The organism is Cryobacterium sp. PAMC25264 (assembly GCF_019443325.1).
Lineage (GTDB): Bacteria > Actinomycetota > Actinomycetes > Actinomycetales > Microbacteriaceae > Cryobacterium.
Map to the genome: position 1 here is coordinate 2,508,601 of NZ_CP080383.1, position 16,514 is coordinate 2,525,114.

The following is a 16,514-nucleotide window of genomic DNA, read 5'->3' on the forward strand; positions in this document are numbered from 1 at the left end:
CGGTTAGGCCACCCGGTTATTTACCGCATTCGCAGGATTCTGGGGGCGATTGAGCACAATATGGTGACTACAGCCAGTCTTTGCGCTTGAAGACGGCGTAGAGCCCGAACCCCATTGCGACCATCAAGGTGATCGCGAACGGATAGCCGAACTGCCATTTTAGCTCCGGCATATGGGTGAAATTCATGCCGTAGATGGTGCCGACGAGGGTGGGGGCGAACAAAATCGCCGCCCAACTGGAGATTTTCTTCACCTCTTCGCTTTGCGCCAGGCCCGTTTCGGAGAGCCGACGGGTTTCGTCGTTCTGCCGTTGGGCGACGAGGGTGCTGTGCACCGTGAGCGCGTTCTGCAGCAGCTGCCGGAACGCATCCCCCCGTTCGACGACCCGGATGGTGTGGTCGAGCACATCCCGCAGGTGCCGGTGCAACTCCACGTCCACGTTGTGCTTCTCGAAGCCCTCCTGGAGCGATTCGAGCATGCCGATCAGCGGCTGGGTGGCGCGCTGGAACTCGATGACCTCTCGGGAGAGCGCGTAGATGCGCCGGGACACGGCCTGGTCGCCGTCGAAGAGCTGGTCCTCGATTTCGTCGATGTCGTTCTCCAGGCCGGCCACGACGGGCGCGTACTCGTCGATCACCTGGTCGAGGATCGCGTACAGCACCGCCTGGGGGCCGAAGGCGAGGAGCTTGGGGGTGCTTTCCAGCCGGTGCCGCACCGAGGCGAGGTCGGGCGACTCGGCGTGCCGGATGGTCACGACGAAGTCGGGGCCCACGAACACGTGCAGTTCGCCGAACTCCACGCGCTCTTCGGTGTCGAGGTAGCGTGCCGGGCGGAGCACAAGGAACAGGGTGTCGGAGTAGCGTTCGATCTTCGCGCGCTGGTGGCCCTTGAGGGCGTCCTCGATCGCGAGGTGGTGCAGCGTGAACTCGTCAGCGACCGACCTGACCTCGTCGTCGGTCGGCCGGTACAGGCCGATCCAGGCGAAGCCGTCCTTCCCTTTGAGCACCTCGAAAACGTCCTGCAACGTTTCCGGGGTTGCCACCCGACGGCCATCCACATAGATTGCGTCATCAATCAGCGCCACTGCTGCTCCTCACTCGCCGTACAAGTGTGCCACCCGCGGAGGGGCGCGCCGCACAGCCGAGTGTCAGCGCGCCGGGCTGGCCTGCCGCTGGGGCCCCTCGTGCTTGCGATAGGTGGGGCTGAAGGAGAGCAACACCAGGCCGGCGCCGAGCACGGTCTGGCCCAGCGCGTTGCCGGGGAGCAGCGAAACCGCCCCGCCGGCCAGGATCACGACGGCGGGAAGCACCCGGTAGACCCGTGCGCGCAGGATCGCGGTGCCGAGCAACAGCCAGCCGACCCCGAACACCGCGGCGGTGAGCAGCAGCCCGAACGCGTAGGAGCCGGCACGGGCGGTACCGTCGAGCAGGCCGGGGGCGATGCGGCCCAGCGTGGGATAGAGGAACGCCTCGGCCCAGAACTGGCCGCTGATCAGGATGGTGCCGGTGCCGGCCACGATCGCCGCGGAGAACCCGAACGGCCCGATCTGCTTAGCGTGGCGCTCGTAGATCGACACCAACGACAGGATCAGGAGCAGCGCCCCGCCGAGCAGGGCGATGGAGCGTACGGCGTAGAGGGGGGTCTGCACGAGCTCGCTGGCCGCCTCGCCGGTGAGGCGTAAGACCAGGTCGAGGATGCCGCCGACCAGGAAGACCACTCCGGCCGCGAGGGTGGATGGCCTAGCCAAACCTTCGAATCTCTTCACTGAAACCTCACCCACCGCGCCTGCCGCCTCGACAGCCCCGCACGCCGGTGTTCATCCAGAAGGGCTGGTCCCGTTGATTCTTGCACCGGCACGGCCCCCGAACAAGGGCCATGCGGGTCGACAGGTTCGGGCATCGACCTTGACGGATGCCGGCGGCGTTAGGGTGAGGGCGTGTCAGATGCTCCTACCCCCGTGAACGGCCCGCCGGCGACCGGTTCACCGGGCAGTGCTCTGCCGGGCAGCGGCGCATCGGCGATCGATCTGTCGCGCACCGTGGCCGTGGCGGTGGGTGACCGGGCGGAGACCAGGGCGGGCGATCATGCCCTGCTCGCCGGCATGGTGGCCCGGTTGACCGGCGCGGCCGCCGCATCCGTCGTCCTCACCCGACGATGCCCTCACTGCGGCGCGAGCGACCACGGCCCGCTGCGGGTGAGAATCCCCGGCTTCCCCGCCGTCGTGCCACGGGTGAGCCTGGCCCGGGCGGGTGGGCGGCTGGCCTTGGCGGTCACCGCGGCCGGCCCGGTGGGCATCGACCTGGAGTCGCTCGCCGACCTCGCCCGCGCTCCCCTTCATGACGTGGCGCTCTCCCCCGCAGAAGCAGCGACGCTCGCCACGCTGCGTCCCGCCGCCGCGGCGGAGGCGGCGCTGGCGAACATCTGGACCACGAAGGAGGCCGTGCTCAAGGCGGCCGGGTTGGGCCTCCGGGTCGACCCGCGTGAGCTCACGGTCACCCTCGAGCCGGCCGGCCGGCCCGATGGCCCCTCGCCGCGGCCGTCCGATCGTCGGACCGTGTCCTGGCCCCGCGCCCCGTTCCCCGACACCGACGTGCAGCTCTGGCCCGTGGCCGCCCCGCGGGGCACCGTGGCCACCGTCGCCGTCGTCTGCGGCGAGCGCCCTTCCGTCCTCATGGTCACGGTGCCCCCGCCGCGGTGATTGCGCGGACGGCCTCGGCGTAGGTATTTTGGGCGCACCAACAGTTCGCTCTGCTCTGTCGGTTCGGCGGGGCGAAGCCGGGCCGTCCCCCAGTGAGGAGGAACCGGCTATGACGGGTCACGAGCACCCGCGGCGCCCCGGCTGGGTGACCTGGGCCATGGTCGTGATGTACATCGGCGGGCGTTCGGCGCGTTGAGGAGCGCCAGCCGGTCCAACGCCAGTTTCGCGCGGTACTCCTGCACCGTGCCGATGACCGCATTCTCGATGGCGCTGAAGCCGAACAACGCATCCTGCCATCGCCCGATCGCGAGCAGAACGGGGAAGCAGACCAGGAGGATGCCGTTGAACAGGGTGAGCACGTTGGCCCGCAGGGTGCTCCAGATGCTGCGGCTGGTCTCTTGCACAATGCGTTCGGGCGACAGCCGATTCGGCGCAGGGCTAGCACCGTCTCGGTCCTCGGGCTTAGCGTGAGGTGATGGACGCCAACCGGTTCACCGTAGCCCCGCCGCTGAAGTGCAGGATTGCATCGACGCCTGCACCGAGCTGGAGCGGGCGAGCGAGGATTGCGCGGAGGCGTGCCTACGGCTGGACGGTGACGGCGACGTCACGGACTGTTTCCTGGCCGACCTGGACTGCGTGGAAGTCTGCGCGGCGACCAACCGGCTGCTCGGGTGGCGCTCACGCACCGACGGGCCCACGACGCAAGCAATGCTGCTGGCCTGCCGTGCGGCCGCATCCGTTTCGATCGCGGCCTGTGAACGGATGCTGCCGGGCCGTCCGCACTGGATTTCGTGTGTTCCCGCCGCCCACCGCGCTATCGAGGCCTGCACGGCGCTTCTGAAGGTTTTCGAGCCCGACGCCGTGTAGCGCACCGGACTCGGTGGGTCGGGGCCTGGGGCCGCTACTCGGTCTCGGCCGGCGCGGACAGGAAGAGCGGGTCAGCGACGCGCTCGGTCTTGGCGGCCGGGATGTGCTGATCGGTCCGGGGCGGGTGATCGAACAGACCTACCTCATCCAAGCCCAACGTATCCGGCATCGGCATCCGCAGCGCGGACCGCACGATCCGCAGGGCCCCACGAGCGAAGAACAGATCGATGTCTCGCTGGGGCGCGCCAGTGAGCGCGGTGACGAGCTGAATCATCCCGCTCAGACGCGTTCGGCACAGCGTTTCGATCTCCACACAGTTCCGCGCGGCGGCCCACGCCTGCAGCTGGAACATCAGCACGACATCGTCCCGGATGAGCTCGGCATACTCCCGGCCCAGGGCGTCGAGTGTGACCACACGGCCGGCCCTCCGCTCACGATCGGCGCAGTCGGTGGCCGACTGCTCAAGCTGATCCTGACAGGAGTCGATGCACGCCAGGAACAGCGCTTGCTTGGTGGGAAAGAGTTGGAAGAGGTACGGCTGAGAGATGCCCAGCTCCCCTGATACCCGACTGACCGGGGTACCGACATACCCCGAGAAGGCGAACAGCGGGATCGCCGCGGCGATCGCCTGCCGTCGTCTCTCGCCGGCGGGAACGCGCTCTTCACTCACACGCCCAATGTAGTCGCCCCGCCTGACCGCGCCTCCCCCTTCGCTTAGCGACCACTCGCAAGTGGAATCCGAGCGTGCGTGTCGGTGGCATGCACATTCGTGCAGACATTCTGGGCGCAACCCGACGGATGATCGGTCCCTTGCCGCCGACGGCTCGCCAGACCCGCACAATCGTGCAGGGTGAAGCCTGTTGCCCGGCCCGGTTGGGCCGCTAACATCGACAGATCAGCCCGGCTGTCGACCGTGCGCTGTAGGAAGAATCCGTCTCGGATGTGTGGCAATCCGGGCCGCCACCGCACCCGGGCGCGATCCGCCGGACGGGTGCGACAGCCGGTGTCGCGACGACCGATGCAGGGTCCGGGTTCGGCTCGGGCTGCCCCGCAGCCCGACCCGCAAACCCGTGACGGAAGCCAGAAACGAATGATCAAAGGAGATCGCATGGACACCATCCCACAACCGCGGAACCAACCGCCGTACTGCCGCCGGTCAGGCAGCGCACCGCTCGACACCGTTCGATAGCCGGCTCACCCTCAGAATCACAGCCGCGCCCAGCAGCCACCTGCCGCTCCCACGACCAGCGGCAGGTGCGCATCCCGGCCATTCGCCCGTGTCGTCTTCGGCACGAACGACCTCCCGCCGGCACGATCCGGCAGCCGCCTCTTCTGCGTGCCGTCGACCCCCTCGTCTCTCCTCTCACCAACCCGAAATTCTAGGAGCACAGCACCATGCCCACCCCATTCCTTCGAAGGAACAGCTTCTGGCTGATCCTCTCGCTCGCCCTCTGCCTGATCTCGGCGGTTGGCGCCTCCTTCGTTCAGAGCAACGGGGCAACCGTCGCCGTCACGGACATGCGCTGGGAGACCAGCTCCGGGCGCGAACTGAGCGCCCTGCTGTACAAGCCCGCATCGGCGACCCCCGAAAACAAGGCCCCCGTCGTGATCGTCAGCCACGGGTGGTGGAACTCCCGGGAGATGCAGGACGCCAACTACGTTGAGCTGGCCAAGCGGGGCTATGTCGTGGTGTCCATCGACATGTACGGTCACGGCAACTCCGGCCCTCTTCCGCTCGGCATGGAATCCGAGAATGGCACCGGCATGTACGACGCCGTGAAGCTTGTCGCGCAGCTGCCCTACATCGACCCCGACAAGATCGGCGTCTCCGGCCACTCCAACGGCGCGCGGGCGGCGAACTACGCCGTCGTCGCCGACAACGAGGCCGAGAAGCCGCTGATCTCGGCAGTGCTCCTGGTCGACAACGAAGCCTTCTACAGCGATCTGACCGACCCGGCGAAGTATGTCAACAACTACGGCTCGCGTGACGTCGGGCTCGTCGCCGACCAGTATGACGAGTTCTTCTTCCGCAGCTATGACGCCAACGGCCAGCAGCTCACCCCGCCCCGCGAGTTCATCGGAACTCCGAATGCCCAGTCCTTCCTACACTTCGGCACGACGGATGACTCCGACGTGCGCACGGCCGACGAGCTGTACACCGAGACCATCGACGGCACGGACGCCCTCCGCGTGGTCTACACGCCCGCCCAGACCCACCCGTGGGGACCCTTCTCGAAGCAGACCACCGAGTACACCATCGACTTCTTCCAGGAGGCTTTCGGCGCCCCGGACCCCATCCCGGCCGGATCGCAGACCTGGCAGCTCAAGGCGTTCTTCAACGCGCTGGGCCTGATCGGTTTCGGGATGTTCCTGGTCGCCTTCACCAAGGCGCTGCTCGTCACCCGCGCCTTCGCCGGACTTCGCCGCACCGAACCGTTCCAGCTCGCACCGAGCAGCCGAAAGGGCTTGTACTGGTTCTGGGGTGCCCTCGTGGTGTCCGCCCTGTTCTCGGGCTGGAGTTATGTGGCCCTGAGCCAGTCGGCGGCCCTCACCCCGATCGTGTTCAACGCCGCCCCCACCTGGATTCCCCAGGGAGCGCCGTTCTTCATCGGGCTCTGGGCGGCGGTCAACGGTGTCTTCAGCATCGTCGTCATGGTCGTGTCCTACCTGCTGTTCGGCCGGAAGAACGGCCAGAACCTGCGGGAGGTCGGCGTGTTCCCCGGCTGGAAGCCGTTCCTGCATGGACTGGGATTGTCCGCTGTGGTTGTGGTGGCGGCCTTCGGGATCGTGTTCGTCGTCGACTACTTCTTCAAGACCGATTTCCGGTTCTGGGTGCTCGCGGTGAAGGCGTTCACCCCCGACAAGGTGGGGATTGCGTTCCTCTACCTGCCGCTGTTCCTCGTCTACTACGTCGCCAACTCTGTCGCGATCAACAGCTTCAACCGGTTCACGATCCGCGAGAAGGAGTGGGTGAATACCGCGATCCTCGCCCTATTCAATTCCCTTGCCCCGCTGGTGCTGGTCATCGCGCAGTACTGGACCTTCTTCGTGACCGGCGATCTGATCCCCGGGTTCGGCGGAATCTTCAGCATCTGGCTGTTCCCGGTCATCGTGATCCTGGCAGCCTCGGCGGTCATCACCCGCAAGATCTTCCGCGCCACCAACAATCCGTACATCGGCGGTTTCATCATGGCCGCGGTGGTGACCGTCATCTCGGTGACGAACACGCTCACCGTCGTCAGCTAGTTCGGCCGGGCTTCAGGCCCGCCGACGGGTGCTGTCGCGGCAGCTCAAGAGAACACGTTCTTGCGTTGCCGCGAAGCGCCCCCGATGAGGGTGCCGAGCTATCTGACTTGCCACTTCAAGCCCCTTGGAAGCCCGGGAGAGGGTGCGAACTGGCAAGTCGCCCGCCGTCCTTGTGGTGACTTGCCGGTTGAGGCCCACTCAGCGAGTGTGTGGGGGCGCAAAGTGGCAACTCATCTCAGGAAGCGTAGGAGTGCGGCCGACCGGAGTCTGTCACACGAGGCACTGCGCGCCGAGTTGCCGTTAAATCATCTTCTTGGCGCATCCGAAGAGGCGCTTAGCAACAACTCAGTCGTGCGTTCGCCCGTTAGAGGGCAGGTCAGGCGGCCAGCGGCGGCAGGCTCTTGCCCGACACCCAGCGGGCGATGATCTTGTCGGCGACACGGGTGCCGGAGGCGACGTCGAAGCAGCCGAGCAGGTCGTCGGTGGTGACGCTGCCGTGCCGGTGGGTGCGGGTGTACGCACGGAGCGCCGTGAAGAAGGCCTCGTCGCCGATGGCCTGCCGCACGGCGTGCAGGGCCAGGGCGCCGCGCTTGTAGACCCGGTCGTCGAACATGTCTTGAGGGCCGGGGTCGCCGACCACGATGTTCTTCGGCAGCAGGTCTACCTCGGCCCGGTGCAGCAGGGCGCTCTCGTGCGCGGTGGGTCCCCCACTGGCCTCGGCCCAGATCCATTCGGCGTAGCAGGCGAAGCCCTCGTGCAGCCAGATATCGGCCCACCGGGTGAGGGTGAGGCTGTTGCCGAACCACTGATGCGCCAGCTCGTGAGCGATGAGCCGGTCGCTGCCGTGCAGGCCGTCCACGTGGTTACGGCCGAACACAGCCAGACCGTGCGCCTCGAGCGGAATCTCCAACTCGTCGGCCGTGACGATGACCGAGAACGCCGGGAACGGGTAGGGGCCGAACGCCTCACCGAACACGGAGATCATATCTCCCAGCCGGGTGAAGTCCACCGACACCGGCCGGGCCAGTGCGGGCGGGTAGAACAGGCTGTACGCCACCGGGGTGGCGGTCACGTCCTGCCGGCGGTACCGGCCGATCTGCACGCTGGCCAGATACGCGGCCATGGGCTCGCGCACCTCGAAGGTCCAGGTGGTGCGGCCGGACCGGCTGCTCTTTGCCACGAGCGGCCCGTTGCTCACGACCGTGTACGGCGCCTCGCAGCTGAGCTGGATGCGGAAGGTGGCTTTGTCGCTGGGGTGGTCGTTGCAGGGGAACCACGACGGTGCGCCGCTCGGCTGCCCGGCGACGAGCACGCCGTCGGTGAGTTCCTCCCAGCCCAGCTCGCCCCAGTGGCTGCGCACCGGGTGCGGCGCCCCGCGGTAGACCACGACCACGTCGAACCTCTCGCCCGGCTGTAGCGGCACGGCCGGGGTCAGCACCAGCTTGCGCGCGGTGTGCGTGGTCTTGGTGGGCATCCGCCCGGCCACGGTGACCTTGTCGACGCTGAGACCGGCCAGGTCGAGGCTGAACCGGTCGAGCCGGGTGAGGGCGCGCGCGGTGATCGTGGCGGTGGCGGTCAGACGATTGGAAGAGACCCGGTAGTCGAGCACCAGGTCGTAGTGCTCGACCTGGTAGCCACCGTTCCCGCTCGCCGGCAGGTAGGGGTCGCCCGCGGACGTGGAGCCGACAATGGGAGGCGTGGGAGACAACATAACGGGGTCAAGTCTTCCATGGCGGACGGTGCCACGGCGCAATCGGGTTGCCGGCCCAGAGCGAGTCGGTGGGCACCCGCTCGCCGCGCATCACCAGGGAGCCGGGCCCTACCGTGGCATGGTCGTCGATCCGCGCCGCAGGCAGGATCACGCTGTTGGGCCCCAGGGTGCCGCCGGAGCCGATGTGCACGGTGTCCAGTTGCATGATCCGATCGTGAAACAGGTGGGTCTGCACCACGCAGCCGCGGTTGATGCTGCTGCCGGCGGCGAGGGTGACCAGGTCCGCCTCTGGCAGCCAATACGATTCGCACCACACGCCCCGGCCGATCCGGGCGCCGAGCGAGCGCAGCCACAGCGCCAGGGCCGGGGTGCCCGACGCGTTCTGCGCAAACCAGGGCCGGGCCACCATCTCCACAAAGGTGTCGGACACCTCGTTGCGCCAGATGAACGACGACCAGAGCGGATGCTCGGTGGCGCGGATGCGGCCCACCAGCAGCCATTTGGCGGCCGTTGTGACCGCCGCTGCGACCACGCCCGCACCGATGAGTACGAACCCGGAGAGCAGGAGCGCCCAGCCGGGGCCGGCCGCGAGCCACAGCGCCTCGAGCACGGCCAGGACGCCGAGGGCGATCCACGCGGACACGAACACCGGCACCAGGCGGAGCAGTTCCCAGAGCGACCGGGCCAGGCGCAGCCGCGCCGGTGGGTGGAAGGTTCGGGCTTCGTCGATGTCGGTCACCCGGCGGCGCAGCCGCGCCGGCGGGTTGCCCAGCCAGGACGACCCGCGCTTGGCCTTCCGCGGGGTGGAGGAGAGCACGGCCACGAGACCATCCCGCGGCACGGTGCGGCCGGGGCCGGCGATGCCACTGTTGCCCAGGAAGGCCCGGCGGCCGATCTTGGCCCGGTCGATGCGCATCCAGCCGCCGCCGAGCTCGTAGCAGGCGACCATGGTGTCGTCGGCGAGGAACGCGCCCGGCGCGATGGTGGTGAGCGCGGGCACGAGCAGCACTGTGGAGGCCTCGACGCCGGGGCCGACCTTGGCGCCGAGCAGCCGCAGCCACACCGGGGTGAGCAGGCTCGCGTAGACCGGGAAGAGCAGGGTGCGAGCGCCGTCGAGCAGGCGTTCGGTCATCCAGACTTGCCAGCCCACGCGGCTGCGCACCGGATGGTGCCCCTCTGACAGGCCCAGCCCGAGCAGCCGCACCGCGCCGATGACAGCCCCGGCGTAGAACAGGCCGGCGGCCAGAACGGCCAGGGGCACGGCCAGGGCCGCCCGGCCCACGGCGGCGCCGAGACTCGCGGCCTCCCCCACGAACAGCCCGACGATGAGCACGCCGAGCAGAACCGCGACTGTGGGGATGGCGGTGAGGCCGACCGAACCGGCGCCATAGGCGAGCAGCCAGCGGCGGGCACTCGGCGGGCGTTCGGCCGGCCAGGCGTGCCGGGCCGAGCCGACTCGGGCGGCGGGTGAGCCGGCCCAGCGTTCGCCGGCCGGGACCCTGCCGGAGACCGCGGAGCCCGGTTCGATCTCGGCGCCGGCGCCGATCTTCGCGCCGCCGAGCAGCGTGCTGCGGGAGCCGATCACGGCCTCGGCGCCGATCTTCACCTGCCCCAGACGCAGGGTGTCCCCGTCGAGCCAGTACCCGGCCAGGTCCACCTCGGGTTCGATCGCGGCGCGCTCGCCGATACTGAGCATCCCGGTGACCGGCGGCACCGAGTGCAGGTCAACGCCGGGTTCGACGCGGGCGCCGAGCAGGCGGGCGTAGTAGCTGATCCACGGCGCCCCGGCCAGGCTGGCGGCGTCGACGAATTGCGCCACCTGTTCGGCCAGCCACAGCCGTAGGTGCACCGATCCGCCGCGCGGGTAGGCGCCCGGCTTGACGCCCCGGAGCAGGAGCCGGGCCGCGGCCACCGAGATGCCCATCTTGCCCAGCGGAGTGACGAGAAGGAGGAACCCGGCGAGGATCCACCACCACGACACGGTGGGGGCGAAGGATGCGCCGGCGGCGGCGAGCAGGTTGTTGGCCGCGGCCAGGTAGACGAGCCATTTGGCGCCCACGAGCAGGTGCAGCGGGATGCCGAGCAGGCTCTGCAGCAGACCGCTGCGTGCCGGGGTGGGGAGCACCGCGCGGCTGCGGCGGGCCACTGGCGGGGTGCGGCCGTCGAGTTCGGCGGCCAGCGCGCCGATGCGGGGGTGGTCGTAGATGTCGCTGACCCGGGTGTCGGGGTAGCGTTCTCGGATCGCCGAGACGAACTGGGCGGCCGAGAGCGAACCACCGCCGTAGGCGAAGAAGTCGCTGTCGGCGTCGGCCACGGGCAGCCCGAGGATCGCGGCCCAGTGCTCGGCGAGCCAGGCGGCGGTGGGACTGAGCGCATCCGTGTCGGTGCCGGCACCGGCCAGGCTGGGCAACGGCCAGGGCAAGGCGGCCCGGTCGACCTTGCCGGAAGTGCGGGTGGGGATGGTGTCGACCACGGTGAGCAGCGGCACGAGTGCAGCCGGCAGCGCGACGCGCAGGGCTTCGGTGGCGGCGGTGAGGTCGAAGGCCTCGAGGCCGGCCGGGGCGGCCGGGGCGGGGTCGACGAGCGAGAGATACCCCACCAGCACCTGGTTGCCGGCCGGGGTGATCTGCACCACCGCGGCGGCGCCGGCGACGCCGGGCAGGGCCTGCAGGGCGGCGTCGATCTCACCGAGTTCGATGCGGCGCCCGCCGAGTTTGATCTGGTCGTCGGCGCGGCCCACGAATACGAGCCCGGCGGGGTCGAAGCGCACCAGGTCGCCGCTGCGGTAGGCGCGGTCCCAGCCCAGGCCGGCGTGCGGGGCGTACTTCACGCCATCCTGCGTCGCGTCGAGGTAACGGGCCAAGCCCACCCCGCCGATGATCAGCTCACCGGTGGCGCCGGCGGGCACCCGGGCGCCGTCGGCGTCGACCACGGCCAGGCTCCAGCCGTCCAGCGGCAGGCCGATGCGCACGGGGTCGCTGCCGTCGAGCAGGGCGCCGCAGGCCACGACGGTGGCCTCGGTCGGGCCGTAGGTGTTCCAGACCTCGCGGCCGCGGCCGCTGATGCGGGCGGCTAGCTCGGGTGGGCAAGCCTCGCCGCCGAAGATCACCAGGCGCACGGATTCCAGTGCCTCCTCGGGCCAGAGCGCGGCGAGGGTGGGTACCGTCGAGACCACGGTGATGCCGTGGGCGATCAGCCAGGGGCCGAGGTCGGCGCCGCTGCGCACGAGGGAGCGCGGGGCCGGCACCAGGCAGGCGCCGTTCCGCCAGGCCAGCCACATCTCCTCGCAGGAGGCGTCGAACGCCACCGACAGGCCGGCCAGCACCCGGTCGCCCGGCGCGATCGGTTCGCCGGCCAGGAACAGTCCGGCCTCGGCGTCCACGAACGCCGCGGCGGAGCGGTGCGTCACGGCGACGCCCTTGGGCACGCCGGTGGAGCCGGAGGTGAAGATGATCCAGGCGTCGTCGTCGGGGCCCGGCATCGGTTCCCCCCAGTGCGCCAGCGACGGGTCCTCGCCTGCGGGCACCGGACGCTCGGTGAGCACACCGGCGTCGACTCCGTCACGCACCGCGAAGCGGCCGCCGGCCCCGATCACCCCCACGACATGGGCCTCACCGAACACCAGTCGGGCGCGTTCCTCGGGGTCGTCGGCGTCCACCGGCACATAGGCGGCGCCCACGCTGAGGGTGGCCAGAATCGACAGGTAGAGCTCGCGGGTGCCCGACGGGATGCGGATGCCCACGGTGTCACCGCGGCGCACGCCCTTGCGGCTGAGCTGCACGGCCTGGTCGTTGACCAGCCGCAGCATGCGGCGGTAGCTCAGGGCACCTGCGGCGTCCTCGAGCGCGAGAGCGGTGGGGTGTTCCTCGGCGGTGGCCCGCAGGATGTCGACGAGGGTGCGCTCAGGGTGCACCAGATGGCCGGCATCCAGCATGCCTTGCTCGTGCGCCTGCACGTACGAGTCTGAGATCGTGGTGAGGGGAGCCGAAGTGGTGGCAGGAATCGAGACGGTGCTGGCGAGTGAGTCGACTGAGCGCATATCGGGCTCTGAATGGTTCGGGGTCACGCGCACTCCTGTCCGGCTTTCGCGACAAACCGCGACGCGGCCAGCCTAAGGCGATCAGGTAACCGGCGGGTGAACGCACGTCACACCCGTTCATTGTCCCTCTCACGCACCTTCCAGAAAGGAAATAGCGACGTTATCGGGATGAAAGTCGCGCACAGCATCCTGTTTTTCTCACTTTGTCCTGATAACCGTTCGTCGACCCCGGCGACGGATGGGGCGGGTCAGCGGATGCGGGCGCGCACCGCCGTCGCCGCGCAGGCGATCACCGCGACCGCGCCGACCAGCACCACGAGGTCGAGCCGCTCGCCGAGCAGCAGGGCGGCCCACACGATCGTGAGCACGGGTTGCACGAGCTGGATCTGGCTCACCCGGGCGATCGGCCCGATCGCCAGCCCCCGGTACCAGGCGAAGAACCCGAGGAACATGCTCACCCCGGCGAGGTAGGCGAAGGCCAGCCAGGCCGGCGCATCCGCCCGGGGCCAGCCGGAGCCGAGCCCGACGAGCATCAGCGGCACCATCACCGGCAGCGCCACGATCAGGGCCCAGCAGATGGTCTGCCACGAGCCCAGCTCGCGGGACAGCAGGGCGCCCTCGCCGTAACCGATCGCGGCGAGCGCGACGGCGCCCGCTAACAGCAGGTCGGCCGGCTGCAGAGCCTCGAGGCCGCCGGCGGTGATCGCCACGAACCCCACCACGGCGGACACGCCGAGTCCGCTAGCAAGCCAGAACCGGGACGTCGGCCGTTCGCGGGCACGAAGAACCGCGACCACGGCCGTGGCAGCGGGCAGCAGGCCGATCACGACGGCGCCGTGGGCGGCCGGCACCGTCTGCAGCGCGTACGAGGTGAGAATGGGGAACCCGGCGATGACCCCCGCCCCCACGAGCGCCAGTCGCGCCCACTGCTGGCCGCGCGGAAACCGCTGCCGCAACACCGCGAGCACCAGGATCGCGAGGAGCCCGGCCGCGACGGCCCGGCCGGCGCCGACGAAGAGCGGGTCGAGCTGCCCAACGGCCACCCTCGTCAGCGGCAGGGTGAAGGAGAACGCCAGCACGCCGAGCAGACCGAACCCCAACCCGGCTGCAGACGAGCCAGGCAAAGCCGCACCCGTGGATCCCGTGGCCGTGGCAGGAACCGGGCCGGATAACACTGGCGGCCGAGCGACGATAGCGCTATTGTCTGGTTTCATGCATGAGGATAGCACCACGGTAGACGGTCCGTCCGGCGAATCCGCCCACCTGGCGATCGAACGGCGGTTGCGCCGGTTGGCGGCGACCCGGCCCGCCGGTGAGCGCTTGCCCTCCACGCGCACCCTGGTGCGTGAGCACGCGGCCAGTCCGCTCACGGTGCAGCGGGCCGTGCAACGGCTGGTGCTCGAGGGGCTCGTGGAGACCCGGCCGGGTGCGGGCAGCTTCGTGGCCCGGCGACCCGGCGTGCACCGGGCCGACTTCGGCTGGCAGACCACCGCCCTGGGCACCCCGCGCACCGGCGCCGACGCCATCGGCGCCGCCCTGGCCACCGCTGGTCCCGGGGTCATCTCCCTGCATTCCGGCTACCCGGCCGAGGAACTGCTGCCCACCCGGCTGGTACGGTCGGCGCTCGTGCGCGCGGCGCGCACGAGTACCGCCGTCGAGCGGGCTCCCCTGGCCGGGCTGCCCGAGCTGCTCACCTGGTTCGCCGCGGAGCTGGCCCCCGCCGGCGCATCCGCCGCCGCCCCGGCCACGGCCGACGACGTCGTGATCACGCCAGGCGGGCAGAGCGCGCTGTCATCGATCTTCCGGGCGCTGGCCGCTCCGGGCGACGCCATCGTGATGGAATCGCCCACCTACTGGGGTGCGATGGCGGCCGCCCGCCAGGCCGGACTGCGAGTGGTGCCCATCGGCCGGGGCGCAGGGGCGCCCGCCGCGGGCGACCTCGACGACGCCCTGGCCGCCAGCGGGGCGCGGCTGTTCTACGCCCAACCGCACTTCGCCAACCCCACCGGGGCGCTCTGGACGAGCACCGAACGGGCCGACGTCCTGGCCGTGATCCAGGCCCGCGGGGTCTACCTCATCGAGGACGACTGGGCGCATGACTTCGGCATCGACGCCGAGGTCGTGCCGCTCGCCGCCGACGACGCCAACGGGCACATCGTGTACGTGCGGTCACTCACCAAGAGCGTCTCCCCCGCCATCCGGGTGGGCGCCGTCGTGGCGCGCGGCCCTGCGCTGGCCCGCATCCAGGCCGACCGCACCGTCGACGACCTCTACGTCAGCGGCATCCTGCAGGCCGCCGCCGTCGACGTGCTCACCGATCCCGGCTGGCGCAGCCACCTCGCGCGGCTGCGCGGGGCATTGCGCGCCCGCCGCGACGAGATGGCCAGGCAGGTGCGCGGCCAGTTGGGCACGGATGCGCTCGAGGTGGTTCCCCGGGGCGGCCTCAACCTCTGGGTGCGCACGAGCGACGGCGTCGACATGCGCGACCTCGCCCGCCGCAGCCGCGCGGCCGGCGTGCTGTTCTCCCCCGGCGACGACTGGTTCCCCGCCGAACCCACCGGCTCGTTCCTGCGCCTGAACTACTCACGCGCCCGCCCCGAGATCTTCGAAGAGGCCGTGGCGATCATCGCCGGGTTGCTGCCCTGACAGCAGCAGCGCACCGGCAGCCTCCCTCGACCGATTAGAGGGAAAAAGGTCGCAACAGAGGATGCCCCGTCGCATTACGTCTGGTTAATCTCACTTTTGCCCGAGAATCGTTTCCCGAAGCCGAGCCCGGTACGGTCGTCGCAGGCTGCTCAGCTTTCGTGGTGGACCGTCGCGGTGCGAGGATCCGCCCAGAGCTCCGCGACGGTTCGCCGGCCCTGCTGCCCCTGCCGGTAGCCGGCGCGGGCCGACGCCGCACGGGTGCTGGTGGCCAGCGGGTTCCTGCCGAACGCCCGAGTGGACTGGGCATCGGCGTACACCAGATGGCTACGACTCGAGCCGAGCGTGTCCAGTTCGGTCGGCGAGATGCTGCCGATGCCGGGACCGCCCTCGCGCATGGGAACTACGATGAGTACCGGATCGCAGCCGCGGGCGAGATCCGCGTTGGCTATCGACCTCATGCCGCCGTCCATGTACCGACGGCCCTGAATTGTGACGGGCGGAAAGATACCCGGTACCGCGCAACTGGCCGCAACGGCGTCGGCGAGGCCAACGCCCGAGTCCCGGTCGAAGACTCTGAATTCTCCGGACTCCACGTCGACCGCGGTGATGAGGAGGCGGCGGTCGGGCCAGGTGTGCAGGGGCAGGCGGGCGGCTATGCTCTCAACCCACGCATCCTCGGGCCCGGTGGCGGCGCGGGCGGCGAACGCCCCTATTCTCCGGCGGCCTGCCTCGGGCGTCCTGGCTCCGACCCGGGCGCGCAGCATGGCCGCCCCCACCCGCACGATCCCCCACAAGGTTCCCCGGCCGCGGGAGCCGACGGTGCTCGCGCTGTCCAGCTCGGGTTGCAACAGGTCGGTCAAGCTCGCGCCACTGGCGAGCATGGCTGCCACGATCGACCCCGCAGAGGTACCCACATAGGTGGTTTCCGGCTCACGGATGCGCGTCATCAGCGCCGCATCCGCGTTCTGAAGTCCCGCCAGAAAACCGAGTTCCCACGCGATGCCCACGCTGCCGCCGCCGGCGAGTACCAGTGCTCCGTTCGTCACGACGCACCTCCTTCTGGCCCCACGATAGACGCTTCCGCATTCCTCTAGCCCCGGTCATGATCGCCGTGATGATCGGGGCTCTTGCCGAGACCGAGCTGCGACGCGCTCTCGCCGTGTCTGCGAGAGACCCGGCCGGCTGGTCTCCAGCCCGTGCACGACGCCAGAAAACTGGGCGTCCTCCGACAGCTGCGGCGCGAAGGGACCGCGGGCGTCTCGACGGCGCTGGGGATTCCCTAGACTGGGACAGAAGGGGGCGTGATC

At 69.8% G+C, this 16,514-nt stretch carries 11 protein-coding genes and 1 pseudogene; 4 read left to right on the top strand and 8 right to left on the bottom strand.

What is annotated here, in order from left to right; all coding sequences use genetic code 11:
• Positions 1 to 67 precede the first annotated feature (67 nt).
• Together corA and KY500_RS11595 are read right to left on the bottom strand one after the other, a co-directional pair.
• Complete coding sequence (gene corA / locus KY500_RS11590) at positions 68 to 1,084, bottom strand: magnesium/cobalt transporter CorA (protein WP_219900711.1); 1,017 nt, start codon at positions 1,082 to 1,084, stop codon at positions 68 to 70.
• A gap of 63 nt (positions 1,085 to 1,147) precedes the next feature.
• Positions 1,148 to 1,747: a hypothetical protein gene (locus KY500_RS11595; protein WP_219900712.1), complete on the bottom strand. Its 600-nt coding sequence runs from the start codon at positions 1,745 to 1,747 to the stop codon at positions 1,148 to 1,150.
• 189 nt (positions 1,748 to 1,936) lie between these two features.
• Between KY500_RS11595 and KY500_RS11600 the strand changes: the two genes are divergently transcribed.
• Positions 1,937 to 2,698 (top strand): 4'-phosphopantetheinyl transferase superfamily protein, encoded by a 762-nt coding sequence (locus KY500_RS11600; RefSeq protein WP_219900713.1) that lies wholly within the window; start codon positions 1,937 to 1,939, stop codon positions 2,696 to 2,698.
• 176 nt (positions 2,699 to 2,874) lie between these two features.
• On the opposite strand, the pseudogene KY500_RS11605 reads toward KY500_RS11600, so the two are convergent.
• Positions 2,875 to 3,120, bottom strand: a pseudogene (locus tag KY500_RS11605) (hypothetical protein); the annotation flags it as partial.
• A 91-nt stretch (positions 3,121 to 3,211) separates the two neighbouring features.
• Here KY500_RS11605 and KY500_RS11610 point away from each other — a divergent pair.
• Entirely contained in the window at positions 3,212 to 3,565 is a 354-nt protein-coding gene (locus tag KY500_RS11610; protein WP_219900714.1) for a four-helix bundle copper-binding protein, read from the top strand.
• A 34-nt stretch (positions 3,566 to 3,599) separates the two neighbouring features.
• Here the strand turns inward: KY500_RS11610 and KY500_RS11615 are convergent, their stop codons facing one another.
• Positions 3,600 to 4,235, bottom strand: a complete 636-nt coding sequence (locus KY500_RS11615; RefSeq protein WP_219900715.1) for a TetR/AcrR family transcriptional regulator — start codon at positions 4,233 to 4,235, stop codon at positions 3,600 to 3,602.
• A gap of 725 nt (positions 4,236 to 4,960) precedes the next feature.
• Between KY500_RS11615 and KY500_RS11620 the strand changes: the two genes are divergently transcribed.
• Positions 4,961 to 6,811, top strand: a complete 1,851-nt coding sequence (locus KY500_RS11620) for a S9 family peptidase (protein ID WP_219900716.1) — start codon at positions 4,961 to 4,963, stop codon at positions 6,809 to 6,811.
• 376 nt (positions 6,812 to 7,187) lie between these two features.
• Here the strand turns inward: KY500_RS11620 and KY500_RS11625 are convergent, their stop codons facing one another.
• The 3 genes from KY500_RS11625 to KY500_RS11635 all read right to left on the bottom strand — a co-directional run bounded on the left by KY500_RS11625 (position 7,188) and on the right by KY500_RS11635 (position 13,775).
• Positions 7,188 to 8,522: a M1 family metallopeptidase gene (locus KY500_RS11625; protein WP_219900717.1), complete on the bottom strand. Its 1,335-nt coding sequence runs from the start codon at positions 8,520 to 8,522 to the stop codon at positions 7,188 to 7,190.
• Positions 8,523 to 8,529: 7 nt separating this feature from the next.
• Positions 8,530 to 12,456 (bottom strand): Pls/PosA family non-ribosomal peptide synthetase, encoded by a 3,927-nt coding sequence (locus KY500_RS11630; RefSeq protein ID WP_255579939.1) that lies wholly within the window; start codon positions 12,454 to 12,456, stop codon positions 8,530 to 8,532.
• A gap of 353 nt (positions 12,457 to 12,809) precedes the next feature.
• Positions 12,810 to 13,775, bottom strand: a complete 966-nt coding sequence (locus KY500_RS11635) for a DMT family transporter (protein ID WP_219900718.1) — start codon at positions 13,773 to 13,775, stop codon at positions 12,810 to 12,812.
• Between KY500_RS11635 and KY500_RS11640 the strand changes: the two genes are divergently transcribed.
• Positions 13,774 to 15,207 (top strand): PLP-dependent aminotransferase family protein, encoded by a 1,434-nt coding sequence (locus KY500_RS11640; RefSeq protein ID WP_219900719.1) that lies wholly within the window; start codon positions 13,774 to 13,776, stop codon positions 15,205 to 15,207. The two genes, KY500_RS11635 and KY500_RS11640, sit on opposite strands and share 2 nt — an antisense overlap.
• A gap of 149 nt (positions 15,208 to 15,356) precedes the next feature.
• Here the strand turns inward: KY500_RS11640 and KY500_RS11645 are convergent, their stop codons facing one another.
• The gene (locus tag KY500_RS11645; protein ID WP_219900720.1) at positions 15,357 to 16,253 is read right to left on the bottom strand and encodes a patatin-like phospholipase family protein; all 897 of its coding nucleotides are present in this window, start codon (positions 16,251 to 16,253) and stop codon (positions 15,357 to 15,359) included.
• Positions 16,254 to 16,514 lie beyond the last annotated feature (261 nt).